General features: G+C 71.8%; 18 protein-coding genes and 2 pseudogenes. 12 read left to right on the top strand and 8 right to left on the bottom strand.

All coding sequences use genetic code 11. From position 1 onward, the window contains the following. Window positions 1–286: 286 nt before the first annotated feature. Complete coding sequence (gene uvrB / locus GA0070617_RS20030) at window positions 287–2392, top strand: excinuclease ABC subunit UvrB (protein ID WP_091440853.1); 2106 nt, start codon at window positions 287–289, stop codon at window positions 2390–2392. Between the two features lie 171 nt (window positions 2393–2563). After that, the gene (locus GA0070617_RS20025) at window positions 2564–3457 is read left to right on the top strand and encodes a helix-turn-helix domain-containing protein (RefSeq protein WP_091440852.1); all 894 of its coding nucleotides are present in this window, start codon (window positions 2564–2566) and stop codon (window positions 3455–3457) included. Between the two features lie 12 nt (window positions 3458–3469). Here the strand turns inward: GA0070617_RS20025 and GA0070617_RS20020 are convergent, their stop codons facing one another. Both GA0070617_RS20020 and GA0070617_RS20015 read right to left on the bottom strand, forming a co-directional pair. Next, window positions 3470–4231 carry an SDR family oxidoreductase gene (locus GA0070617_RS20020; RefSeq protein ID WP_091440849.1) on the bottom strand — a complete coding sequence of 254 codons (762 nt, stop codon included), beginning with the start codon at window positions 4229–4231 and terminating at the stop codon, window positions 3470–3472. A gap of 181 nt (window positions 4232–4412) precedes the next feature. Then, window positions 4413–4706, bottom strand: coding sequence for an antibiotic biosynthesis monooxygenase family protein (locus GA0070617_RS20015; protein ID WP_091440845.1), 294 nt, complete (start codon window positions 4704–4706; stop codon window positions 4413–4415). Between the two features lie 156 nt (window positions 4707–4862). Here GA0070617_RS20015 and pnuC point away from each other — a divergent pair, with 156 nt between their 5' ends. The 3 genes from pnuC (at window position 4863) to GA0070617_RS20000 (ending at window position 8096) form a co-directional block, all read left to right on the top strand. Then, window positions 4863–5516, top strand: a complete 654-nt coding sequence (pnuC, locus tag GA0070617_RS20010) for a nicotinamide riboside transporter PnuC (RefSeq protein WP_091440842.1) — start codon at window positions 4863–4865, stop codon at window positions 5514–5516. Continuing rightward, the gene (locus tag GA0070617_RS20005; protein WP_229688202.1) at window positions 5513–6679 is read left to right on the top strand and encodes an AAA family ATPase; all 1167 of its coding nucleotides are present in this window, start codon (window positions 5513–5515) and stop codon (window positions 6677–6679) included. The genes pnuC and GA0070617_RS20005 overlap by 4 nt, the downstream gene beginning before the upstream one ends. 418 nt (window positions 6680–7097) lie before the next feature. Beyond that, complete coding sequence (locus tag GA0070617_RS20000) at window positions 7098–8096, top strand: TerC family protein (RefSeq protein ID WP_091446747.1); 999 nt, start codon at window positions 7098–7100, stop codon at window positions 8094–8096. A 17-nt stretch (window positions 8097–8113) separates the two neighbouring features. Here GA0070617_RS20000 and GA0070617_RS19995 read toward each other — a convergent pair whose 3' ends face one another. Both GA0070617_RS19995 and typA read right to left on the bottom strand, forming a co-directional pair. Beyond that, a complete protein-coding gene (locus GA0070617_RS19995; RefSeq protein ID WP_091446744.1) occupies window positions 8114–8959 on the bottom strand; it encodes a serine hydrolase in 846 nt (281 codons plus the stop codon). Window positions 8960–9026: 67 nt separating this feature from the next. After that, complete coding sequence (gene typA / locus GA0070617_RS19990; protein WP_091440838.1) at window positions 9027–10895, bottom strand: translational GTPase TypA; 1869 nt, start codon at window positions 10893–10895, stop codon at window positions 9027–9029. A 132-nt stretch (window positions 10896–11027) separates the two neighbouring features. Between typA and GA0070617_RS19985 the strand changes: the two genes are divergently transcribed. Next, window positions 11028–12443 (top strand): VTT domain-containing protein, encoded by a 1416-nt coding sequence (locus GA0070617_RS19985; RefSeq protein ID WP_091440835.1) that lies wholly within the window; start codon window positions 11028–11030, stop codon window positions 12441–12443. A gap of 31 nt (window positions 12444–12474) precedes the next feature. Here the strand turns inward: GA0070617_RS19985 and GA0070617_RS19980 are convergent, their stop codons facing one another. After that, window positions 12475–14646, bottom strand: a complete 2172-nt coding sequence (locus GA0070617_RS19980) for an MMPL family transporter (protein WP_091440833.1) — start codon at window positions 14644–14646, stop codon at window positions 12475–12477. 135 nt (window positions 14647–14781) lie between these two features. On the opposite strand from GA0070617_RS19980, the gene GA0070617_RS19975 reads away from it, so the two are divergent. The 3 genes and pseudogenes from GA0070617_RS19975 (at window position 14782) to GA0070617_RS19965 (ending at window position 17082) form a co-directional block, all read left to right on the top strand. Next, complete coding sequence (locus GA0070617_RS19975) at window positions 14782–15297, top strand: MarR family winged helix-turn-helix transcriptional regulator (RefSeq protein ID WP_091440828.1); 516 nt, start codon at window positions 14782–14784, stop codon at window positions 15295–15297. A gap of 162 nt (window positions 15298–15459) precedes the next feature. Then, window positions 15460–15960: pseudogene (locus GA0070617_RS19970) on the top strand (MarR family transcriptional regulator); the annotation flags it as partial. Between the two features lie 261 nt (window positions 15961–16221). After that, window positions 16222–17082 carry a hypothetical protein gene (locus tag GA0070617_RS19965; protein WP_091440823.1) on the top strand — a complete coding sequence of 287 codons (861 nt, stop codon included), beginning with the start codon at window positions 16222–16224 and terminating at the stop codon, window positions 17080–17082. 215 nt (window positions 17083–17297) lie between these two features. Here the strand turns inward: GA0070617_RS19965 and GA0070617_RS19960 are convergent, their stop codons facing one another. Continuing rightward, complete coding sequence (locus GA0070617_RS19960; RefSeq protein ID WP_091440819.1) at window positions 17298–17501, bottom strand: cold-shock protein; 204 nt, start codon at window positions 17499–17501, stop codon at window positions 17298–17300. A gap of 159 nt (window positions 17502–17660) precedes the next feature. On the opposite strand from GA0070617_RS19960, the gene GA0070617_RS19955 reads away from it, so the two are divergent. Then, window positions 17661–18350 carry a class I SAM-dependent methyltransferase gene (locus tag GA0070617_RS19955; protein WP_091440814.1) on the top strand — a complete coding sequence of 230 codons (690 nt, stop codon included), beginning with the start codon at window positions 17661–17663 and terminating at the stop codon, window positions 18348–18350. A gap of 40 nt (window positions 18351–18390) precedes the next feature. Here GA0070617_RS19955 and GA0070617_RS19950 read toward each other — a convergent pair whose 3' ends face one another. Together GA0070617_RS19950 and GA0070617_RS19945 are read right to left on the bottom strand one after the other, a co-directional pair. Then, window positions 18391–19044, bottom strand: coding sequence for an MBL fold metallo-hydrolase (locus GA0070617_RS19950; RefSeq protein WP_091446736.1), 654 nt, complete (start codon window positions 19042–19044; stop codon window positions 18391–18393). A gap of 8 nt (window positions 19045–19052) precedes the next feature. Continuing rightward, window positions 19053–19769: a maleylpyruvate isomerase family mycothiol-dependent enzyme gene (locus tag GA0070617_RS19945; protein WP_091440811.1), complete on the bottom strand. Its 717-nt coding sequence runs from the start codon at window positions 19767–19769 to the stop codon at window positions 19053–19055. Between the two features lie 179 nt (window positions 19770–19948). Between GA0070617_RS19945 and rsgA the strand changes: the two genes are divergently transcribed. Next, entirely contained in the window at window positions 19949–21019 is a 1071-nt protein-coding gene (gene rsgA / locus GA0070617_RS19940; RefSeq protein WP_091440808.1) for a ribosome small subunit-dependent GTPase A, read from the top strand. Between the two features lie 216 nt (window positions 21020–21235). Further along, a pseudogene (gene uvrA / locus GA0070617_RS19935) lies at window positions 21236–24190 on the top strand (excinuclease ABC subunit UvrA); the annotation flags it as partial. Window positions 24191–24332: the final 142 nt, after the last annotated feature.

Genomic DNA, 24332 nt, shown 5'->3' with positions numbered 1-24332 from the left:
TCGGGGTGACCGGTGGGTGACGAGCAGGGGCGCCCGCGGCGGCCGGTCTGCGCGCCAGGCGCGACCACGTCCGGTGCGCACGCCGGGATGAACCGGGTGCTGCGACCCTCTGTGCCGGGGGCAGCCGGCCGATGAAGCCTGGCCGCCGGCCCGGTCGGCCGCCGCGAGCGGCCTACGGCTCATACCCTAGCGCGGTGAAATGCGCCACACAATGCGAATATAGAAGCCGATCACCAACTCTCGGTAGCCGGCCGAGGGTGTCGGACCCCCGGCGTACGGTGGGGTCATGGCGCTCGACATTCCTCGGCTCGACGGCCGTTTCCAGGTCGTCAGCGAGTTCCAGCCGGCCGGTGACCAACCGGCGGCGATCGACGATCTGGAGCGGCGGGTCCGCCGCGGTGACCGCAACACGGTGCTGCTCGGCGCGACCGGCACCGGCAAGAGCGCCACCACCGCGTGGCTGGTCGAGCGGTTGCAGCGCCCGACGCTGGTGCTCGCCCCCAACAAGACGCTCTGCGCGCAGCTGGCCAAGGAGTTCAGCGAGTTGCTCCCGCACAACGCGGTGGAGTACTTCGTCTCCTACTACGACTACTACCAGCCCGAGGCCTACATTCCGCAGACCGACACCTACATCGAGAAGGACTCCTCGATCAACGAGGAGGTGGAGCGGCTGCGGCACTCGGCCACCATGTCGCTGCTCACCCGTCGGGACGTGATCGTGGTCGCCACCGTCTCGGCGATCTACGGCCTGGGCACCCCGGAGGAGTATCTCGACCAGGCCGTCCGGATCGCCGTCGGGCAGGAGTTGGACCGCGACGAGTTGCTCCGTCGGCTGGTCGACAACCGTTACACCCGCAACGACGTGGCCTTCAACCGGGGCACCTTCCGGGTCCGGGGCGACACGCTGGAGATCATTCCGGCGTACGAGGAGATGGCGGTCCGGATCGAGCTCTTCGGCGACGAGGTGGAGAAGCTCTACTACCTCAATCCGCTCACCGGGGACGTGGTCCGTGAGGTCGACGGGCTGATGATCTTCCCGGCCACCCACTACGCGGCCGGGCCGGAGCGGATGGAGCGGGCCATCGGCGACATCGAGGCCGAGCTGGCCGAGCGGTTGGCCGAGCTGGACCGGCAGGGCAAGCTGCTGGAGGCCCAGCGGCTGCGGATGCGCACCACCTACGACATCGAGATGATGCGCCAGGTCGGCTTCTGCTCCGGCATCGAGAACTACTCCATGCACATGGACGGTCGGTTGCCCGGCAGCCCGCCGCACTGTCTGCTCGACTACTTCCCGGACGACTTCCTGACCGTGGTCGACGAGTCGCACGTGACGATTCCCCAGATCGGCGGCATGTTCGAGGGCGACGCGTCGCGTAAGCGGATGCTGATCGACCACGGCTTCCGGCTGCCCAGCGCCGCCGACAACCGGCCGCTGCGCTTCGACGAGTTCCTGGAGCGGGTCGGGCAGATGGTCTTCCTGTCGGCGACCCCCGGCTCCTGGGAGCTGGAGCAGGCCCAGGGGGAGTACGTCGAGCAGGTGATCCGCCCGACCGGCCTGGTCGACCCGGAGGTCGTCGTCAAGCCGACCAAGGGGCAGATCGACGACCTGATGCACGAGATCAAGCTGCGCACCGAGCGCGACGAGCGGGTGCTGGTCACCACCCTGACCAAGAAGATGGCCGAGGACCTGTCGGACTACCTGCTGGAGAACGGCATCCGGGTGCGCTACCTGCACTCCGAGGTCGACACGCTGCGCCGGGTGGAGCTGCTGCGCGAGTTGCGCAAGGGCGACTACGACGTGCTGGTCGGCATCAACCTGCTGCGGGAGGGGCTCGACCTGCCAGAGGTCTCGCTGGTGGCGATCCTCGACGCCGACAAGGAGGGTTTCCTGCGCAGCGGCCGGTCGCTGATCCAGACCATCGGTCGGGCCGCCCGTAACGTCTCCGGTCAGGTCCACATGTACGCCGACAAGGTGACCCCGTCGATGGCGGGCGCGATCGAGGAGACCAACCGGCGGCGGGCCAAGCAGATCGCGCACAACGAGGCGCACGGGATCAGCCCGGAGCCGTTGCGGAAGAAGATCCACGACATCCTGGACGACATCTACCGCGAGGCCGAGGACACCGAGAACACCCGGGTCGGTGGCGCGGCCCGGCAGTTGTCCCGGGGCAAGGCGCCGGTGGGCCAGACCCGCAGCCGCAGCCGGACGGACACCACCCCGTCGAGAGAGGGAATGGCCCGGGCCGACCTCGCCCAGCTCATCCAGGAGCTCAACGACCAGATGCTCGCCGCCGCCCGGGAGCTGCAGTTCGAGTTGGCCGCCCGGATCCGTGACGAGGTCGCCGACCTCAAGAAGGAGCTGCGCGGCATGGACGCCGCCGGGGTGACGTGATGCCGGGGCGTTCCCCCGGACGGCAGCGCCGGTGGGTCGGGGCGGATCGTGGGAGCGGCCGAGGGCTCCCGGTGAAACGACGTAACCGTCCCATTAAGGGCGGTAGCTAACAGCAAGGGAAGTATTGCCCTGAGTGACGGACCTGCGTAGTCTGCCACCTGGGGAGGCCGCATGCCGTTGCCAACGAGTCCTGTCATCCGCCGTGCGCGCCTGGGCGCCGAGCTGCGTCAACTGCGCCGACACGCGACGCTCACCCTGGAACAGGTCTGCGACCGACTGGGGTGGGCGTCGACGTCGAAGCTGTCCCGCATCGAGTTGGGGCAGAGCCGGCCGGACCTCGCCGACGTGCTGGACCTGCTCGACGTCTACCAGGTGCCGACGGCCCAACGGGAGGCGCTCATCGTCATCGCCCGGGACGCGGCGACCGGCCGCGGCTGGTGGAAGTCGCTGAGCGAGATGAGTGAGCGCCAGCGCACCTACGCCGAGCTGGAGGCCGGCGCGGCGGCCATCGTGGAGTACCAGCCGGCGGTGCTGCCCGGTCTGCTGCAGAGCGCCGCGTACGCCCGCCTCCGGGTCGAGGCGGGCCGGCTGGTCAGCCCGGACATCGACGTGGAGGCCGACGTGCGGGCCCGGCTCGCTCGCCAGGAGGTGCTGGGCCGACCCCACCCGCCGGACTACACAGCGCTGCTCGACGAGGCCGCCTGCGACCCGCTCGGTGTGCCCGAGGAGGTGTGGCAGGAGCAGCTGCGACACCTCCTCGGCCTCGCCGGCCGGCCGAACGTGACGGTACGGGTGCTGCCCCGGGGAGCCGCACTACGGGCCGGGCTGCATCCACTCGCCCCGTTCTCCTGCTACTCGTTTCCCGACCCCGCCGACCCGCGCACCGTGATGCTGGAGACGTTGACCACCGACGTGCGGCTGGGCACGGAGGCCGACGTCGAGCGGTACCAGCGGACGGCCGAGTGGCTGGCCGCGCTCGCGCTGGACGCGGGGGAGACGCTGGCGTGGCTGCGCGAGCAGCTGGTCGACCCGTCCAACGGCCACCGTCCGGCCGACCCGGAGTGAGCCCGACGGCCGTCACCGGTACCGGTGGAAACCGCCCTCCGAGTCGATCACCTGGCCGGTGATCCAGCTCGCCTCCGGCGAGCAGAGGAAACGGACCAGTCGGGCCGCGTCCTGCGGGGTGCCCCAGCGCCTGCCGGGGAAGAGCTCCGCCACGGCGGCGTGCGCGTCCGGCGTGGCGTAACCGGTGTCGGTCGGCCCCGGATTCACGCAGTTGACGGTGATCCCGCGGGGCGTCAGCAGCACGGAGAGTTGGGTGGTCAGATTCTCCACCGCGGCCTTGCTGGCGGCGTAGGCCAGCTCGGCGGGCATCGGACCGAGCCGCTGCCCGCTGGAGAAGAGCACCAACCGGCCACCGGAGTCGCCGCTGAACGCCGCGCCGAACGCCTCGGCGAGCAGTAGCGTGGCCCGTACGTTGACCAGCAGGTGCCGGTCGATCTCCGTGGCGTCCAGCGACCCGAGCTCGGTGCGGGTGGAGTAGGCGTGCACGGCCACCACCGCGTCGAGGCGGCCGTGCCGGCGGACCGCCTCGGTGACCAACTCGCCGGGGGCGGCCGCGTCGAGCAGGTCGGCGGGGACGAACCCGGCCCGGTCACCCAGCTCACTCAGGAGCGCGGGCACCCCATCGGGATCCCCGCCGTAGGGCTGGGCGTCGTCGTACGCCGGCAATCCGGTCAGCAGCAACCGCCACCCGTCGGCGGCGAACATCCGGGCGACGGCCGCGCCGATGCCGATCCGTCTGCTCACCCCGGTCACCAGCACGACCCGCTCCGTCATGGTCGACAGTCAATCGCCTCTCGCCGTGGCGAGTCCAGTCGATTGCCTGCGTCGGCACGACGCCGGCCGATGTCATCCGGGCGCGGTCGCCGGGCCCGACGCCCCCGTAGCCCGCCGGGACTGGCGACCGCCGGCGGACGGTACCCCGGGGTACGACAGTTCCGGCCGGTCCGTCGAAGTTTCAGGCGGGTACGTCGACGAAGTGCTCGACCACCGGCGGGCCGGCGAAGTGCGGGCCGATCAGCGAGCGCCACCGCTGGAACCGCTCGGTGGCGCGGAAGTTCTCCTCGTGCGCCTCGACCGAGTCCCACTCCACCAGCAGCACGAACCGGGTGGGGGACTCGATCCCCCGGGTCATCCGCACCGACCGGCAGCCCGGGGCCCCGGCGAGAACCGGATGACCTTCGGCGTACGCGGCGGCGAAGTCGTCCTCGTGTCCGGGCAGTACGTCGATGAGCGCGACCTCAAGCACCATGTCGAAAGCCTCCCACGTGGACCCGACCACCGTGCCCGCCGGGGTCCGCCCACCCGCAGGAGGGGCCGAGGCGGCGGTGCTCGACGGGCCGAAACGGCTATCGCCGCCCCAGGGGCAGCTCGTCTAGGGTGGGCTCGCGCGAATGGGGAGAGTTTGATGATCGACTGGCTGACGGTCCCGGTGTTCGAGGTGGCCGGGGTCGGCACCACCCGGGCCGAGGTGCTCGGGTTCGTCACCGGCGTGCTCAACGTCTGGCTGGTGGCCCGGCAACGGATCGCGAACTGGCCGGTCGGCATCGCCAACGTGCTGCTGCTGATGGTGCTCTTCTGGACCGCCGGTCTGTACGCCGACGCCGGCCTGCAGATCGTCTACGTCGGGCTGGGGCTGTACGGCTGGTGGCACTGGCTGTTCGGCGGCGAGCAGCGCAGCCGGCTCACGGTCAGCCGTACCGGCCGGCGGGAGTGGCTGCTGCTGGCGGTGGCCGGCGCGCTGCTCACCGGCGGGCTCTGGACCCTGCTGGAACGGGCCACCGACTCGACCGTGCCGCTGGCCGACGCGCTGACCACCGCCCTGTCCCTGCTGGCCACCTACGGACAGACCCGCAAGCTGGTGGAGAGTTGGTGGGTGTGGATCGCTGCGGACCTGATCTACATCCCGTTGTACGCGTACAAGGGGCTCTGGCTCACCGCCGGGCTCTACCTGATCTTCCTGGCCCTCTGTGTGCTGGGCCTGCGGGCCTGGCGGGCCGACCTGCGGGCCGCGGCACCGGCCACCCCGGTGCAGCCCGGCCCCGCTCCGGCGGCGGCGTGAGCACCGACGGCGTGCGTACCGACGGCGTGAGCACCGACGGCGTGAGCACCGACGGCGTGCGTACCGACGGCGGGCCGATCGCCCGGCAGCCTGCGGTGGCCGACCTGGAGTTCCGGCACGCGATGGTGGTGGGCAAGTTCTATCCGCCGCACGCCGGGCACCACGCGTTGATCGAGGCGGCGGCGGCCCGGTGTGCCCGGGTGACCGTGGTGGTGGCCCCGTCCCGGCGCGAGTCGATCCCGCTGGACCTGCGGGTGGCGTGGCTGCGCGAGGTGCACGCCAGCACCGGGCGGGTCCGGGTGGTCGGCCGGTACGACGACCATCCGGTCGACTACACCGATCCGGTCGCCTGGGACGCGCACTGCGCGGTGTTCCGCGAGGCGGTCGGGCCGGACCCGGTCGACGCGGTCTTCTCCTCCGAGCCGTACGGCGAGGAGCTGGCGCGCCGGTTCGACGCGGTGCCGGTCTGCGTGGACGTGGACCGCCGGGCCGTGCCGGTCTCCGGTACGTCGGTGCGGGCCGACCCGGTCGGGCACTGGCGTTGGCTGAGTCCGCCGGTGCGGGCGTGGTTCGTGCGGCGGGTGGTGGTTCTCGGCGCGGAGTCGACCGGCACCACCACCATGGCCAGGGCCCTCGCCGAGCACTACGGCACCGGCTGGGTGCCCGAGTACGGCCGGGAGTTGACCGCCCGCAAGCTCGACCGGCTGCGCCGGGACCGACCGGAGGCGACGGTCGCCGACGTGACGTGGGACCGGGACGACTTCGCCGAGGTGGTCCGGGAACAGCAGGCTGCCGAGGACGCCGCCGCCCGCTCGTCCGGCCCGCTGTTGATCTGCGACACCGACACCCGGGCGACCGCCCTGTGGGAGGAGCGGTACCTCGGCTCGACATCGGCAGAGGTGCGGGCGGCGGCCCGGCGTCCGGCGCTGTACCTGCTGACCGATCACCGGCAGGTGCCCTTCACCGACGACGGGCTGCGCGACGGGGAACACCTGCGCGTCTGGATGACCGGGCGGTTCCGGGCCGAGCTGGCGACCAGTGGCGTACCGGTGGTGGAGCTGACCGGCAGCCACCGGCAACGGTTGGCGCGGGCCGTGGCGGCCTGCGACGCGGTGCTGGCCGCCGGTTGGTCGCTGGCCGATCCGTTGCTCCCACCGGCCTGACGACCGCAGTCACCGCCCCGGCCTGACGATCCGCAGCGGCCCGGTCCACCCTGACGACGACAGCCGCCGGGCCACCCCGGCAGTCGCCTCGGCCCAGTCTCCTAGGATGCTCTAGGCGTGGTGCCGTACGGCACCGGCACCACGTGATCTGTTCGGCATTCGACGCCACCGGGATGCGACGGAAGCCAACGATGGTGAACAATGGCCCGCGAGGAGGGGAGTATTCCCCTACGACGAGGTCGTCAGCACGGCCGGTCGCCGGTCCCGGTGGCCGACCCGGCGTCGTCGGTCACCGGCTCGCACCCGCGTCGGTGACGGAAGAGACCTCCGCCACCCACCAGAGTCAGCGTCGCCGGTATGCCAGCCCCGCCGGGGCAGTACGGTGTGCCCGACGTTGCGGGTCTGCCGGAGGATGAACGTGACCGTTTCCGTATGGGTGTGGGCGGCGACGCTGCTCGTGCTGGCCGTCGTCCTGGCGGTCGACCTGCTGATCATCGGTCGTCGCCCGCACGAGCCGAGCATTCGCGAGTCGAGCATCTGGGTCAGCCTCTACGTCGGACTGGCCCTGATCTTCGGCGCGGGGCTCTGGTTCGTCGCCGGAGCGCGCCCGGCCGGCGAGTTCTTCACCGGCTGGCTCACCGAGTACAGCCTCTCGGTCGACAACCTCTTCGTCTTCGTGATCATCATGGCCCGGTTCGCGGTGCCCCGGCAGTACCAGCAGAAGGTGCTGCTGATCGGCATCGTGCTGGCGCTGGTGATGCGCGGTGGCTTCATCGCCGCCGGTGCGGCCCTGATCACCCAGTTCTCCTGGGTCTTCTACCTGTTCGGAGCGTTCCTGATCTACACCGCGGTCAACCTGGCCCGGCAGGGCGAGCAGGAGGAGGACGAGTTCAAGGAGAACGTCCTGATCCGTTGGAGCCGTCGGGTGCTGCCCATCTCCGGCGACTACCACGACGCCAGGCTTACCAAGCGGGAGCACGGCCGCCGGTTGTTCACCCCGATGCTGATCGTGATGATCGCCATCGGCACCACCGACCTGATCTTCGCTCTCGACTCGATCCCGGCGATCTTCGGTATCACCCAGGAGCCGTATCTGGTCTTCACCGCCAACGTCTTCGCGTTGATGGGGCTGCGGCAGCTCTATTTTCTCCTCGGCGGTCTGCTCGACCGGCTGGTCTACCTGACCTACGGGCTGGCCGTGGTGCTCGGGTTCATCGGCGTCAAACTGGTGCTGGAGGCGCTGGCCGACAACCGGGTGCCGTTCATCAACGGTGGCGAGCACGTCGGCTGGGCCCCACACATGCCGATCTGGCTGTCCCTGGTGGTGATCCTGAGCACCCTCGCCGTGGCCACCGTGGCCAGCCTGGTCAAGTCCTCCGTGGACCGTCGCCGCGCGCTGGCCAAGAGCCCGTACTGACCGGTCGCCGTCTGGGGTCAGTGGGCGGGGGTCAGTTGCTGCCGGGCCTGCCACGACCGGGCCGAGAGGTCCGCGAGCAGCCGGCAGGCGTCCACGTCGCGGCCCTCGGTGGTGGTGCAGACGACCAGCACGTACGGCGGGGCGTCGTCGGGGTAGACCACCCCGGCGCCGTGCCGGACGCCGCGTACCCAGCCGCTCTTGTGTGCGATCGGGGTACCTTCGGGTAGCCCGGCGGCGAGGTCGTCGCGGTGCTGCTGGGCCAGGAGCACGTCGCGCATGGCCGCACAGTGGGCGGGGGAGGCCAGCGGTCCCCGGCGGGTGGCACCGGTGGCGATCGCCGCGAGCAGGGCGGCGAGATCGGCGACGGTGACCAGGTTGGCGATGCCGGCGTCCCGGGCGGCGAAGTCCTCGATGCCCCGGCCGGTGACGCTGTGCCGGGCACCGGCTGCCGCCCAGACCCGGGCGACCGCCGGCAGCCCGACGTGGTCGAGCAGGATGTTGGTGGCCAGGTTGCTGGAGCGGACGATCATGCGTTCGGCGAGCCAGCGCAGCGTCGCCCCGGTGCCGAGGCGGGCCCAGACGGCCTGGTCGTTGTCGAAGTGCGGGGCGCAGGAGAACCGGGGCGCGTCCGGACGGGCGGAGGCGAAGTCGTTGACCACCTCGACGGGGGCGTCCAGGTCGAGCCGGCCGGACTCGGCGGCCCGGTGCAGCGCGGCGAGCACGGCGACCTTCATCGTGCTCGCCGCGTAGTGGGTGGCGTCGGCCCGCCGCGTCCAGGTGGGTGGGGCGTCGAGTCGACCCAGGTACGCCGACACGCTCCCGCCGAGTCCGTCGAGTTCCCGGTCGACCTCGGCGAAGTTCACCACGCCCACTCCTGACCTGGCCGGGCCCCACCCCCGGTGTGGTGGCGGGGCCCGTTCGACGGGTACCTCAGCCGGCGTGCTTGCGGCGGGCGGCGGCCCGCCCCCGCGTGGTCTGGTCGAGCACGACCTTGCGGATCCGCACCGCGGCCGGGGTCACCTCGACGCACTCGTCCTCCCGGCAGAACTCCAGGGCCTGCTCCAGGGAGAGTTTGCGTGGCGGGATCAGCTTCTCGGTCTCGTCGGAGGTCGAGGCCCGCATGTTGGTGAGCTTCTTCTCCTTGGTGATGTTGACGTCCATGTCGTCGGAACGGGAGTTCTCTCCGACGATCATGCCCTCGTAGACCTCGGTGGTGGGCTCGACGAAGAGCTGGCCGCGCTCCTGCAGGTTGATCATCGCGAACGAGGTCACCGCGCCGGCCCGGTCGGCCACCAGGGAGCCGTTCTGCCGGGTGCGCAGCTCACCGAACCAGGGCTCGTAGGACTCGAAGACGTGGTGCAGGATGCCGGTGCCCCGGGTGTCGGTGAGGAACTCGGTGCGGAAACCGATCAGGCCACGCGCCGGGACCAGCCACTCCATCCGGATCCAGCCGGTGCCATGGTTGACCAGCTGCTCCATCCGGCCCTTGCGGGTGGCCAGCAGCTGGGTGATCGCGCCGAGGTACTCCTCGGGGGAGTCGATGGTGAGCCGCTCGACCGGCTCGCAGACCTTGCCGTCGATCTCCCGGGTGACCACCTGCGGCTTGCCGACGGTCAGCTCGTAGGACTCCCGGCGCATCTGCTCGACCAGGATCGCCAGGGCCAGCTCGCCCCGGCCCTGCACCTCCCACGCGTCGGGGCGCTCGGTGGGCAGAACCCGCAGCGAGACGTTGCCGATCAGCTCCTTGTCGAGCCGGTCCTTGACCATCCGGGCGGTGACCTTGGCGCCCTTGACCCGGCCCACCAGGGGCGAGGTGTTGGTGCCGATGGTCATCGAGATGGCCGGCTCGTCGACGGTGATCAGGGGCAGCGGCCGGGGGTCCTCGGCGTCGGCGAGGGTCTCGCCGATCATGATCTCCGGGATGCCGGCGACGGCGATGATGTCACCGGGGCCGGCGGACTCGGCGGGCTTGCGCTCCAGCCCCTCGGTCATCAGCAGTTCGGAGATGCGGACCCGCTGGGTGCTGCCGTCGGTGCGGCACCAGGCGACGGACTGGCCCTTGGCGATGGTGCCCTGCCGGACCCGGCACAGCGCGAGCCGACCCAGGAAGGGGGAGGCGTCGAGGTTGGTGACGTGCGCCTGCAGCGGGGCGTCCTGGTCGTAGGCGGGGGGCGGGATGGTGTCGAGCAGGGTCCGGAAGAACGGCTCCAGGGAGTTGCTGTCGTCCGGTACGGCCCCGTCGGCCGGCTGGGTCAGCGAGGCGATGCCGTCGCGGGCGCAGGCGTAGACGATCGGGAAGTCGATCTGGGTCTCGTCGGCGTCCAGGTCGAGGAAGAGCTCGTAGGTGTCGTCCACGACCTCCTTGATCCGGGCGTCGGGACGGTCCACCTTGTTGATCACCAGGATGATCGGCAGCCGGGCCCGCAGTGCCTTGCGCAGCACGAACCGGGTCTGCGGCAGCGGTCCCTCGCTGGCGTCGACCAGCAGCACCACCCCGTCGACCATGGTCAGGCCCCGCTCCACCTCGCCACCGAAGTCGGCGTGCCCGGGAGTGTCGATGATGTTGATGGTGACCGGCTCCGAGCCGTCCGCCGGCAGGTACCGCACGCCGGTGTTCTTGGCCAGGATGGTGATGCCCTTCTCCCGTTCCAGGTCCATCGAGTCCATCACCCGCTCGGTCGTCTCGCCGCGGGCGCCGTAGGCGCCGGCCTGCCGCAACATGGCGTCGACCAGGGTGGTCTTGCCGTGGTCGACGTGAGCGATGATGGCGACGTTGCGGAGGTCGGTGCGAAGCTGCATGGGTCCATCCTCCCGCCTGCTCGGTTCCGGGGCCGAATCGGGGTCACCCCCGGTTCCCCCGGATCTCTGTCGTAACTCCTGCCGTCATCGGTACGGCGGCTGGCATGCTGGCCGCGTGATGCGGAAGCCGTCGTGCACGATCTGCTGAATTCCCTGCAGGGACTGCCGTCCCTGGCGATCTACGTGATCGCCGCGGTGTTGGTGGCCGGGGAGACCGCGGTGATCTTCGGTTTGTTGGTGCCGGCCGAGGCGACGCTGCTGCTTGTCGGTTTCCTCACCTACGCCGGCACGCTGCGGCTGGGGCCGGCGCTGTTGGTGATGATTGTCGCAGCGGTGACCGGTGACACGCTGGCCTTCCGCTCCGGTCGCCGGTACGGACCGAGGCTGCGGGCCAGCGGGCTGGGCACCCGGGTCGGGGCGGCCCGGTGGGACCGGGCGGACGCGATGCTGGGCCGGCTGGGTGGGCGCGGCATCTTCGGGGCCCGGTGGCTGGCCTTCGCCCGTACCCTGGTGCCCCGCCTGGCGGGCGCCTCCGGCATGCCGTACCGGCGGTTCCTGCCCTGGAACGTCGGTGGCGTGCTGACCTGGGTGGGCGGGTCGGTGCTGGTGGGGTATCTGGCCGGGGAGTCCTACGAGACGGTGTCCCGGCTGCTGGGGCAGGCCACCGGTGCGTTGCTGCTGTTGGTGGTCTGCCTGGTGGCGGTGGTGTTGACCGGCCGGTGGCTGGGGCGCAATCCCGATCCGGCGCGGGCCCTGTTGTCCCGGGCCGTGGCGCTGCCCCCGGTGCGTTGGCTGCGGGACCGGTACGGGGTGTTGTTCTTCCTGGTCGCCATGCGGGTCGGGCCGGTCTGGACGTTCCTGTTGAACCTGACCGCCGGGCTGGCGCTGGTCGTGGCCGCCGGGTTCGCCGTGACCTGGCTGCTCGGGGTGGTGGTCCGCAACAGCGGGCTGGCGCTGGTCGACGGTGCGATCGCCGCCTGGTTCGCCCAGCGGCGGACCCCGGGGGCGGTCGACGTGACGATGCTGGTGGTGTCGGTGCTGCGGGGGTCGTACCTGATCGTGGTGGTGGCGTTGGTGGCCGCGGTGCTGGCCTGGCGGCACCGGACGTGGCGGGCGGATCTGCTCGGGCTCCTGGGCACCGTCGGGGCGTTCGTGCCGCTGCTGGTCCTGGCGGTGGCCACCGACACCATCGGTGCGGACGGGGCGGAGCTGTGGTTTCCGACCCAGGGCGCGGTGACGACCGCGAGCCTGTGCACGTTGGCCTGGTTGCTGGCCCGGGGCACCCGGTGGCCGGTGGCGGTGGCGGTCTGGACCGCGGCGGTGGCCGGCGTGGTCGGCATCGGGCTGGCCCGCCTGTACCTGGGGGTCAGTACGGCCAGCGGCACGGCGACGGCGGTCCTGCTCGGGGCGGCGTGGCCGGCGGTGTTCATGGTCGCCTGGGCGACCCGCGCGCGGCTCACCCCGGGCCCGACGCCGCCGCGGCAGCTGGCTGTCGGTGCCGAGGACGCCGCCCGGCAGGGGGAGAGGGAGCGGGGCGGGGCCGGATGAGGTCCGTCCCCGCCCCACGGTGGTCGTCCGGTCAATCCCGGCTGGTCACCGGCGCCGGCGCACCGGCTGTCTGGTCGGGCCGGTTGGCTGGTGGGCCCGGCTCGTCAGCCGGGTGCGCTGCCGAGGCGGTGCGGTTGATCCGGCCCGGCCACCAGAAGCGGTCACCGAGCAGGAACACCAGCGCCGGTACGAGCACGGTGCGGACCAGCAGCGTGTCGAGCAGGACGCCGATGCAGACGATGATCCCGATCTGGGTGAGCGTGAGCAGCGGCAGTACGCCGAGGACGGCGAAGACCGCGGCGAGCAGCACGCCGGCGCTGGTGATGACCCCGCCGGTGACCCGGAGCGCGGAGAGCATGCCGGCGCGGGTGCCGGTGCGCCGGGCATCCTCCCGGGCCCGGGTGACCAGGAAGATGTTGTAGTCCACGCCGAGGGCGACCAGGAACACGAAGCCCAGCAGGAGCACCCCGCTGTCGAGGGCGGGGAAGCCGAGCACGTGGTCGAAGAGCAGCCAGCCCGCGCCGATGCTGGCGAAGAAGGACGCGATGACGGTGAGCACCAGCAGGATGGGGGCGACGATGCCGCGCAGGAGCAGCACCAGGACGCTGCCGACCAGGAGCAGGATCAGCGGCAGGATGAGCTGCAGGTCCTTGCGGTCGGCCTGGGCGGAGTCGTAGGTGGCGGCGACGGTGCCGCCGACCAGGGCGCCGTCGAAGCTCCCGGCGCCCTCGACCGCCGGTGGCGCGGAGCCGGGTACGGCGGCGACGGCGTCGCGCAGCGCCTCGATGGTCCGGTCGGAGGCGGCGGTGCCCGGCTCGGCCTCGATCACCACGTCGATCTGGGCGACGGTGTCGCCCGCGTCGCCGGGGCGGGCGGAGGCCACCCCGTCCACCTCGGCGGCGGTGGCGGTGACGGCCTGCGCCGCCGCGGGGGTGGTCAGGACGGTGACGGGTTGGGTCGTCCCGGCCGGGAAGGCCCGCGCGAGGGTTTCCGCGCCGGCGACCGCCTCCGGTTTGACCCGGAACTGCTCGGTCTCGGACAGGCCGGTGCGGATGCCGAGGCCGCCCAGGGCGAGGCCGGCCAGGAGCAGGGTGGCCAGCAGCGCCACCGGGACCGGGCGGCGCTCCACGAGCGCGCCGAGCCGGCCCCAGAGCCGACCCTCGCGGGCTGGTCCGCCGACGCGGGGCACGAAGGGCCAGAACAGCCCCCGGCCGAAGATCACCAGTGCGGCGGGGAGGACGAACAACGCCGACGCCATGGCGAAGACGACACCGGTGGCGCAGGCCACCGCCAGGGCCCGGTTGGTTTCCTGCTCGGACAGCAGCAGGGTGAGCACGCCGAGCACGACGGTGGAGCCGCTGGCGAGGATCGGCTCGGCGGTGCGGCGCAGCGCCGCGCGCATGGCGACGAAGCGGTCCTCCTCGCGGCGCAGCTCCTCCCGGTAGCGGGCGATCAGCAGCAGGGCGTAGTTGGTGGCGGCGCCGAAGACCAGGACGCTGGCGATGCCGGTGACGGCGCCACCGGCGAAGTGGATCCCGACGGCCGGCACGATGGTCTCGATGGCCCGCAGGGTGAGCTGCTCGGTCGCCGCCACCACCAGCAGCGGCACGATCCACAGGAACGGGCTGCGGTAGGTGACCAGCAGGAGCAGGGCGACCACGGCGGCGGTGAAGGCCAGCAGGGTGGTGTCCGCACCCTCGAAGACGTTGGTGAGGTCGGTGGTGAACGCCGGGGGACCGGTCACCTCGACGGTGAGGACGTCGGGCAGTCCGGTCAGGCCGGCCCGTAGCTCCTTGACGGTGTCGGCGACCTGCTCCTGGCCGCCGCTGGTGGACAACGGCACGGCGACCAGGGCGACCGTGCCGTCCGGGGAGAACTGGGGTGAGCTGGTCCGGCCGCCGACGGCGAAGGAGTTCAGCGGGTCGGTGGTGCCGGCTACCGCCGCGCGGTCTTCCTCGGTGAGCGCGGCGCGGTCGGCGCGGCTGACCACGACGATCGCCGGTTGGACGTCGCGCGAGGGCAACTCGTCCTGGAGGCGCTGGACCTGGGTGGACTGCCACTGGGTGGAGAGCCCGGTCGAGGAGACCGGGGCCGGGTTGTCGGGCGTGGGCAGCGCGAAGACGGCCGCGCCGAGAGCGATCGCGGCGGCCACGGTGAGCCAGGCGGCCAACCGGCCGCGCACGACGCGGGTGAACACGGACATCCAATGCCTCAAGGTCTCTCGCAGGAGGCCACCTGGCATCTCCCGACAGTCGAATATCTTGATAGGCGAGATTATCGGCAGTTGAGTTATGCTGCAACCCGCGGCGAGGGGGTGACGGACGTGGCAGGGCACGGCATGTACCGGCGCAGGGACACCCGGCGGGCGCACCTCGTCGCGGAGATCGCGGCCGACCTGCGGCGCTACAGCGGTGACGCCCAGCACGTCGGGCACGCCTTCGCCAACCTGCACGGCCTCAACGCCACCGACCTGCAGGCCCTGCTCGCCGTGATGGACGCCGAGCTGGCCGACGACCCGATCACCCCGGGTCGCCTGGGTGAGCACCTCAACCTCTCCTCGGGCTCGGTGACCGCCCTGGTCGACCGGTTGGAGCGGGGCGGTCACGTCCGCCGGGACCGGGACACCGCCGACCGCCGCAAGGTCTTCCTCCGGTACGCCGACCGGGGTGCCGCCCTGGCCATGGACTTCTTCCGTCCGCTGGGCCGCCGCACCGACCAGGTGATGGACGCCTTCAGTGACGCCGAGCTGGAGGTGGTGCACCGGTTCCTGGCCGCGATGGTGACCTCGATGGCCGAGCACCGCGACTCGGTGCGCACCGCCCGACCGGAGCAGCCCCGCCACCGCACCGGTTGACCGGCCCACCGCTGGCCGGGCGCCCGGTCGACTCGCTCGGCAGCAGGCGGCCGGGCAATTGCGCGCCGTGGCGCGGCCGGGAAGAGACCGGAATCCGCGTTGCCGGTTTTATGCTGGATGCCATGCCCGTGAGGGGTCCGACGTCACCCGGAGGTGGCCAGGGTGGCAGCGTCCGGCAGCCGTCCGTCGCAGGGCGCGGCCCGGGCGCGGCTCACCGGCGAGGCCGTGGCCGGTCTGCGCCGGCTGCTGACCCACGGGCAGCAGGCCGGGGCTGCCTTCGCCCAGCTGCACGGCCTCGTCGACACCGATCTGCGGGCGTTGATCGCGGTCCGGGACGCCGAATCGGCCGCCGATCCGCTCACCCCCGGCCGTCTCGCCGACCATCTGGACCTCTCCCCGGGGTCGGTGACGGCCCTGCTCGACCGGCTGGAACGGGCCGGACACCTGCGCCGCGACCGCGACGGCGCCGACCGGCGACGGCTGCTGCTGCGTGACGCGGTGCAGGGGACCAGCCTCGCCGAGGAGTTCCGCCGGCCGCTGGACACCGCCGCAGACGCGGCTATGGCTACCTTGAGTGACGATGAGTTGGTAGTGGTGAGTCGTTTCCTGGCCGCCGTGGCGGATGGTCTACGGGCGCAGCGGGATGCCGCCCGGCGTGGCCGCAGCGGCCGGGCACCCTCGCGAGTGTCCGAGATAATCCCAGCTCAGCCCGCTTCCGGTGCGGATCAGGGTGCGGTGGTTCGTGAGCGGGACTCGCGGGGTGCTTCGGTGAGAAAAACGGACATTTGACGTTGTTACCTTTCGATGCCCGTAAGTAACTTTGGGTCATCGCCTGATGATCCTGATCGGGCATCCGTACCGGAGCTCCACGGTGGCCAGGGGTGGTTCCCCGTGCCGCTCCGGCCGCACCAGAGGAGGTAATCGATGACTCGGGCACCGGCGAATCTGCTGGCTGTGCGCAGCCTGCTGCTACGACATCTCAACACCGATCCGGACCGGGTTCGGGACGACGACCTGGAGCCCAACGAGGTCGGTATCGTCGGCGACGCCAACCACCGGGGTGGCTACCACTGTGGCTCGGACCGGGTGGTGACCAACGACTACTCGGTGGTCGAGTCGACGCGCGACCGCAACGGCCTGACCCTCGACGCCTCGGCGCTGGACGTCGGCATGTTCCGCGTCACGTCCCGCGGACGTACCCATGACCTGCGAAGTTTCTCGGTCTGGTGCGTCTCCCAGTGCGTTGCCGGCGCGGCCGACACCCGCGACATCCGCGAAATCATCTACTCCCCGGACGGGCGGGTCGTGCGGCGGTGGGACCGGCTGGGCCGGCGTACCACCGGCGACAACTCCCATCTCTGGCACACCCACGTCAGTTTCTTCCGGGACGCCACGAAGGCGGGGCGGGACCAGACCCCGCTGTTCCGCCGCTACCTGACCAGCATCGGACTACTGGAGGAAGACATGAGCGAGCAGGCCGAGAACGAGATCCACAACGTCTACCTCGGGATGTTCTACGGCGGTACGAGCATGGGGCGCAAGGTCGACCCGGACGGGCCGGGTGGCGCTGAGGCAGCCAACAGCATGGTCGCCAAGCTGGACTACACGATGTTGCGGCTGGACGCGCTCGTGGCGCAGGTCAGCCAACTGCCCAGGCAGGCAGTCAACGAGCAGGCGGTGATCGCCGGCGTCCTCGCCGGGCTGACCCCCGAGAAGCTCGCCGCGCTGCTCCCGTCGAGCCTGGTCACCCAGGTCGCCGACGAGATCGACCGCCGGATGGCGTGACACCACGGCCGACCGGGTGACCACGGTCGGGCGCAGTCGGCAGCGAGCATTGCGCAACACCCGTTGCGCGATGGCCGCTGCGGCTGTGCGTCAGCGGCGACTACGGGTTTGTCGCGATCGTCACCCGGGCGGTGACGTGACCTGAGCCGGGTGCCGGCGGCGAGTCCGAGCCGTGGCGACGGTCGGAACCCGGCCGCCGCCACCGGCACACAGACTTACAGCGGACGGACGTTGTCCGCCTGCGGACCCTTCTGCCCCTGGGTCACCTCGAACTCGACCTTCTGCGCCTCATGCAGTTCCCGGTAGCCGCTCGAAGCGATCGCCGAGTAGTGCACGAAGACGTCGGGGCCTCCGCCGTCCTGCTCGATGAAGCCGAAGCCCTTTTCCGAGTTGAACCACTTGACCGTGCCGGTTGCCATGCATCTCTCCCTGTTTCCTGCGGCTGACCACCGGCCATTGGTCGATGATCGCCTGTTCCACCCCGAACAGTAGCCGGCCGAGGCCCGATTCGCTGGCCGAAGTGCCGCAGGCCGCGCCGACGAAGGGGGATCTGCCTCCGGCCGGCCCTCCGGTGGGGCATGCTTGCCCCGGTGAGAACAGGTGCCGCACTGACGGAGCTGGAAAACGAGATCGGTGTGCCCGGTGCGGGCATGGACCGGCTCCGGCTGATGCCCACCCCGTTCGTGCCGGAGGTGCGACTACACCTGGCCGAGGACGCGATCGTCTGGTGGGCCCGGATGGAGGCCAGTGCCGGCAACGCGCTGCCGGCGCCGTACTGGGCCTCGGCCTGGGCCGGCGGTCAGGCCCTGGCCCGCCACCTGCTCGACCACCCCGAGCTGGTCGCCGGGCGTCGGGTGCTGGACCTGGCCACGGGCTCCGGGCTGGTCGCCATCGCCGCCGCCCTGGCCGGGGCCGAGCGGGTCGAGGCCAACGACATCGACCCGTACGCGCTGGCTGCCGCGACCGTCAACGCCCGGGCCAACGGGGTCACCGTCGTGACCAGCAGCGGTGACCTGCTGGACGCACCCCGACCGGCGGCGGACCTGCTGGTGGCCGGGGACGTCTTCTACACCCCGGCGATGACCGCCCGGATGCTGGCCTTCCTGGACCGGATCTCCGCCGCCGGGGTCGAGGTGCTGGTCGGCGATCCCGGCCGTGGCGAGCTGCCACCGCACCGGTTGTCGGTGGTCGCCAGCTACTCGGTACCGACCACCGAACCGTTCGTCGACTCGCCGGTGCGCCGGGTGCAGGTGCTGCGGGGCGGCTGACCGGTGGTGCGCCGGGCGGCACCCGGCGCACCGACCCGGGTCACCAGCCCCGGGTACGCCACTGCGGCAGCGAGGGCCGCTCCGCGCCGATCGTGCTGTCCCGGCCGTGCCCGGGATAGAACCAGGTCTCGTCCGGCAGCCGGGCGAAGAGCTTCTGCTCGACGTCGTCGATGAGGCTGCCGAAACGCTCCGGGTCCCGGTCGGTGTTGCCCACGCCACCGGGAAAAAGTGAGTCCCCGGTGAACAGGTGCGGGCTGCCGGCCGGGTCGCGGTAGAGCAGCGCGATCGAGCCGGGGGTGTGGCCGACGAGGTGGATGACCTCCAGGGTGCAGTCACCGACGGTGACGGTGTCGCCGTCGGTGAGCGGTTGGGTGGGGATCGGCAGGCCGGCCGCGTCGTCGACGTGGGCCAGCGCCCGGGCGCCGGTCTTGGCGACCACCTCCTCCAGGGCCACCCAGTGGTCCATGTGCTGGTGGGTGGTGACCACGGTGGCGAGCCCGGCGTCGCCGACCAGGTCGAGCAGTCGGGGCGCTTCGTTCGCCGCGTCGATCAGCGCCTGCTCACCGGTGGACCGGCAGCGCAGCAGGTAGGCGTTGTTCTCCATCGGCCCGACCGCCACCTTGGTGATGGTGAGCTGGTCGAGTTCGCGTACGGCCGGCGCGCCGCCGACGGTGACGTCTCCGCGGTAGGTCATCGTGTTCTTCAGATCCATTCCGGTGGGATGGGCAACGGGCCGTCGGGATCGACGGTGAGCAGGTCGCCACCGGACCGGCCGATCAGCCAGGCGGCGAGGTCGTGGACGGGGCCCCGCACGGTGGGTGCCCCGGCGCGGTCGCCGAGCGCCAGCTCGTGCCGGCTGCCGTCGACGCGCAGGACCATGGCCGGCACGTCCGTCCGGTCGGCCATGGTGGTGGTCACGTCGTGCAGGAGCCGGTGGGCGAAGGCAGGTGTCCAGTCGGTCGGCCGGTAGCCGGCCGCCAGGTCGACGTGGTGCACCTCCAGCTCGCGCAGCCGCCCCCAGACCAGCTGGGCGGCGGGCCACGGGCCGCGCCGGGTCTCGACGGTGGCCGCCCATGCCCGTACCGGCATCGCGGCGACCGCCTCGGTGAACCGGTCCGCGCTACGGCGCAGGTCGTCGAGGTGGGCGGCGGGCGGTCGGGCGGCACCGACCTGGATGTCGGCGGTACGGCTCGCCGCGCTGGCGTACATCGGGATGCGTTGGCCGGTGCGGGCGGCGGTGAGCAGGTTGACGAAGCCGTCGGCGTTGCGGGCCAGGTGGGTCAGCACGTGGCCACGGGTCCAGCCGGGCAGCGCCGATCCGGCCGTGACGCCGGCGGTGTCGAAGGTGGCTGCGGTGTCCAGCAGGCGGGCCGTGGCCTCGGCCACCGCTCCGGTCAGCAGGAGCGGATCGGTGGTCACCCGTCGACCCTATCGGTCCGGGCCGGCCCGTGTCGTCGGGGAAATCGCTTTCGGCGCGGCGGTCCGGCCCCTACCGTCGGCGTGGTACGCGGCACCGCGACGGCACAGGGGGGTGGTGGCATGCCGGTGGCAGCACGCGGACACCGCCACGACCAGCTCTCGACCGTGATGAGGATGCGATGACCGTCGACTTGACCGCCCTCGGCTGGGACGCCGGATGGGCGAGCCTTCCGTACCGGCGTACCGGTCGGCGGCCCGGCCGGGTCACCCGGGTCGACCGGGGGGTCTGCACCGTGCTCGGCGCGGACGGTCCGGTGCGCGCCACCCTCGGTGGCGCGGTGCTGGCCGACGCCGCCCGGGACCTGACCCGGTTGCCCTGCGTCGGCGACTGGGTGCTGCTGGGTGCCTGGCCGGACGGCCGGGCCACCATCGAGACGGTGCTGCCGCGCCGTACCGCGTTGATCCGTCGGACCGCCGGCAAGGACGCCAGCGGTCAGGTGCTCGCCGCCAACCTGGACACCGCCGCCGTGGTCGAGCCGGTGCACCCCGAGCCGGACAACGGCCGGATCGAACGGCTGCTCGCCCTGGTCCACGAGTCGGGGGCACGGCCGGTGGTGGTGCTCACCAAGGCCGACCTGGCCGCCGACGCCGCCACCATCGCCCGGCAGCTCGCCGAGGTCGCCCCCGGGGTGCCGGTGCTGCCGGTCAGCGCCGAGCGGGGCACCGGGCTGGGCCCGCTGCGCCCGCTGGTCGCCGCCGGCCGCACCCTGGGGCTGCTGGGGCCCTCCGGTGCGGGCAAGTCGAGCCTGGTCAACGCGTTGGCCGGGGCGACGGTGATGCCGACCCAGGCGATCCGCCGGGTCGACGGCAAGGGTCGGCACACCACCGGGTGGCGGGCGTTGGTGCCCGTCCCGCGCGGTGGCGCGGTCGTGGACACCCCCGGGGTACGGGCGGTGGGTCTGCTGGACGGCTCGGCCGGGCTGGACCGCGCCTTCACCGACATCGCCGAGCTGGCCACCGGCTGCCGGTACGGCGACTGCGCCCACGAGGCCGAGCCGGCCTGCGCGGTGCGGGCGGCGGTGGACAGCGGTGAGTTGAGCGTCCGGCGTTGGGAGAGCTGGCGTCGGCTGCGGGGGGAGGTGGCCTTCGAGTCGGGTCGCCGCCAGGCCCGGTTGGCCGCCGAGCGGCGCGGCGGCTGGCGCAACGGGCGACGCCGGGCGCCCCGCCCGGCCACCCCGGGCGGCTTCTGACCCCGCCCGACCGGGTTGAGCTGGGGGAATGGCGGCGTGCGGGAAAGTGTCGTACCTCGGGGCTAGAGTTGCCGAGGCGTCTTCCTGCGCCCCGACAACCGCTCGCGGATCCCCCGTACGGAGTCCACAAAGCCGTACGGATCCATCAGAGCCGTACAGATCCCGCCAGAGCGGCACAGACCCGCCTCATCTTCTGCACCCGGGAGCACACGTACCGTGGCCGACCGTCTGATCATCCGTGGCGCGCGCGAGCACAACCTGCGTGACGTGAGTCTCGACCTGCCTCGGGACGCCCTGATCGTGTTCACCGGGCTCTCCGGCTCGGGCAAGTCCAGCCTGGCCTTCGACACGATCTTCGCCGAGGGGCAGCGTCGGTACGTGGAGTCGCTGTCGTCGTACGCCAGGCAGTTCCTCGGCCAGATGGACAAACCGGACGTCGACTTCATCGAGGGCCTCAGCCCGGCGGTGTCCATCGACCAGAAGTCCACCTCCCGCAACCCGCGCTCCACCGTGGGCACGATCACCGAGGTCTACGACTACCTGCGGCTGCTCTTCGCCCGGGTCGGGGTGCCGCACTGCCCGGTCTGCGGGGAGCTGATCTCCCGGCAGAGCCCCCAGCAGATCGTCGACCGGGTCCTCGCCATGGCCGAGGGCACCCGGTTCATGGTGCTCGCCCCGGTGATCCGGGGCCGCAAGGGCGAGTACGTCGACCTCTTCGCCGAGCTGCAGTCCAAGGGCTACGCCCGGGCCCGCATCGACGGGGTGGTGCACCCGCTGACCGAGCCGCCGAAGCTCAAGAAGCAGGAGAAGCACACCATCGAGGTGGTGATCGACCGGCTCACCGTCAAGGCCAGCGCCAAGCAGCGGCTGACCGACTCGGTGGAGGCCGCCCTCGGGCTCGCCGGCGGCATCGTACTGCTCGACTTCGTCGACCTGGCCGAGGACGACCCGGACCGGGAGCGGCGTTACTCCGAGCACCTGGCCTGCCCCAACGACCATCCCCTGGCGATCGAGGACCTGGAACCCCGGGTCTTCTCCTTCAACGCGCCCTACGGCGCCTGCCCGGAGTGCACCGGTCTGGGCACCAAGAAGGAGGTCGACCCGGAGCTGCTCATTCCCGATCCGGAGCGGTCCCTGCGGGAGGGCGCCATCCAGCCCTGGTCCGGCGGGCAGACCCTGGAGTACTTCCTCCGGCTGCTGGAGGCCCTCGGCGACGCCGAGCACTTCGACCTGGACACGCCCTGGCGGGCGCTGCCGTCGCGGGCGCAGAAGACGATCCTGCACGGCTCCGACGACCAGGTGCACGTGCGGTACCGCAACAAGTACGGCCGCGAGCGCTCCTACTTCACCGGCTTCGAGGGCGTGGTGCAGTGGATCGAACGCCGGCACACCGACACCGAGAGCGAGTGGTCCCGGGAGAAGTACGAGGGCTACATGCGTGACGTGCCCTGCGCGGCCTGCGGCGGGGCCCGGCTCAAGCCGGAGGTGCTCGCGGTCACCCTGGCCGGCCGCAGCATCGCCGAGGTCTGCAACCTGTCGGTGGGGGAGGCGGCCGACCTGCTGGCCGGCATCGAGTTGACCGACCGGCAGAAGATGATCGCCGAGCGGGTGCTCAAGGAGATCAACGCCCGGCTGCGGTTCCTGCTCGACGTGGGCCTGGACTACCTCTCCCTGGACCGGGCGGCCGGCACCCTCTCCGGCGGGGAGGCCCAGCGCATCCGGCTGGCCACCCAGATCGGCTCCGGCCTGGTCGGTGTCCTCTACGTGCTCGACGAGCCGTCGATCGGCCTGCACCAGCGGGACAACCACCGGCTGATCGAGACGCTGATCCGGCTGCGCGGGCTCGGCAACACGCTGATCGTGGTGGAGCACGACGAGGACACCATCCGCACCGCCGACTGGATCGTCGACATCGGCCCCGGCGCGGGCGAGCACGGCGGTCGGATCGTGCACTCCGGCTCGGTGCCGGAGCTGCTGACCAACCCGGAGTCGGTGACCGGGGCGTACCTGTCCGGGCGGCGGGAGATCCCCACCCCGGCGCGGCGGCGTCCGCAGACCGCCGGCCGGGAGCTGGTGGTGCACGGCGCCCGGGAGCACAACCTGCGCAACCTGAACGTGTCGTTCCCGCTCGGTCAGCTGATCGCGGTCACCGGGGTCAGCGGCTCCGGCAAGTCGACGCTTGTCAACGACATCCTCTACGCGGTGCTGGCCAACCAGATCAACGGCGCCCGGCTGGTGCCCGGCCGGCACACCCGGGTCAGTGGCCTGGAGCACGTGGACAAGGTCGTCGGCGTGGACCAGTCGCCGATCGGCCGGACCCCGCGCTCCAACCCCGCCACCTACACCGGGGTCTGGGACCACGTCCGGAAGCTCTTCGCCGAGACCACCGAGGCCAAGGTCCGGGGGTACGGGCCGGGCCGGTTCTCGTTCAACGTCAAGGGTGGCCGCTGCGAGGCCTGCTCCGGCGACGGCACCCTGAAGATCGAGATGAACTTCCTGCCCGACGTGTACGTGCCCTGCGAGGTGTGCAAGGGCGCCCGGTACAACCGGGAGACCCTGGAGGTGCACTACAAGGGCAAGACCGTCTCCGACGTGCTGGAGATGCCGATCGAGGAGGCGGCCGAGTTCTTCTCCGCCATCCCGGCCATCCACCGGCATCTGAAGACGCTTGTCGACGTCGGTCTGGGCTACGTCCGGTTGGGTCAGAGCGCGCCGACGCTCTCCGGTGGCGAGGCGCAGCGGGTCAAGCTCGCCTCGGAGCTGCAGAAGCGCTCCACCGGGCGGACCGTCTACGTGCTCGACGAGCCGACCACCGGGCTGCACTTCGAGGACATCCGCAAGCTGCTGATGGTCCTGGAGGGCCTGGTCGACAAGGGCAACACGGTGATCACCATCGAGCACAACCTCGACGTGATCAAGACCGCCGACTGGTTGATCGACATGGGGCCCGAGGGTGGGCACCGGGGCGGTCTGGTGCTGGCCACCGGCACCCCGGAGGAGGTCGCCGAGGTCGCCGAGAGCCACACCGGTCAGTTCCTGCGTCCGGTGCTCAAGCTCGACGGCGCAGCCCGGGGCGCGGCGGCGGCCACCACCCGGGCGGCCAGGGCCAACGGCACCAAGGCCACCAAGGCCACCAGCACCAAGGCCACCAAGGCCACCGGCACCAAGGCCACCGGCACCAAGGCCACCGGCACCAAGGCCGGCCGCGCTGCTGGTGCCGGCAAGGCCGATGGCACCGGCAAGGCTGCTGGTGCCGGCAAGGCCGCTGGTGCCGCGGTGGTCGACGGTGCCGGTAAGACGGTTGGTGCGGCGG

Origin of the sequence: Micromonospora yangpuensis (assembly GCF_900091615.1) — a bacterium.
Lineage (GTDB): Bacteria > Actinomycetota > Actinomycetes > Mycobacteriales > Micromonosporaceae > Micromonospora > Micromonospora yangpuensis.
The sequence above is the reverse complement of the archived record's forward strand: the minus strand, read 5'-3'. Positions and strand labels throughout refer to the sequence as shown.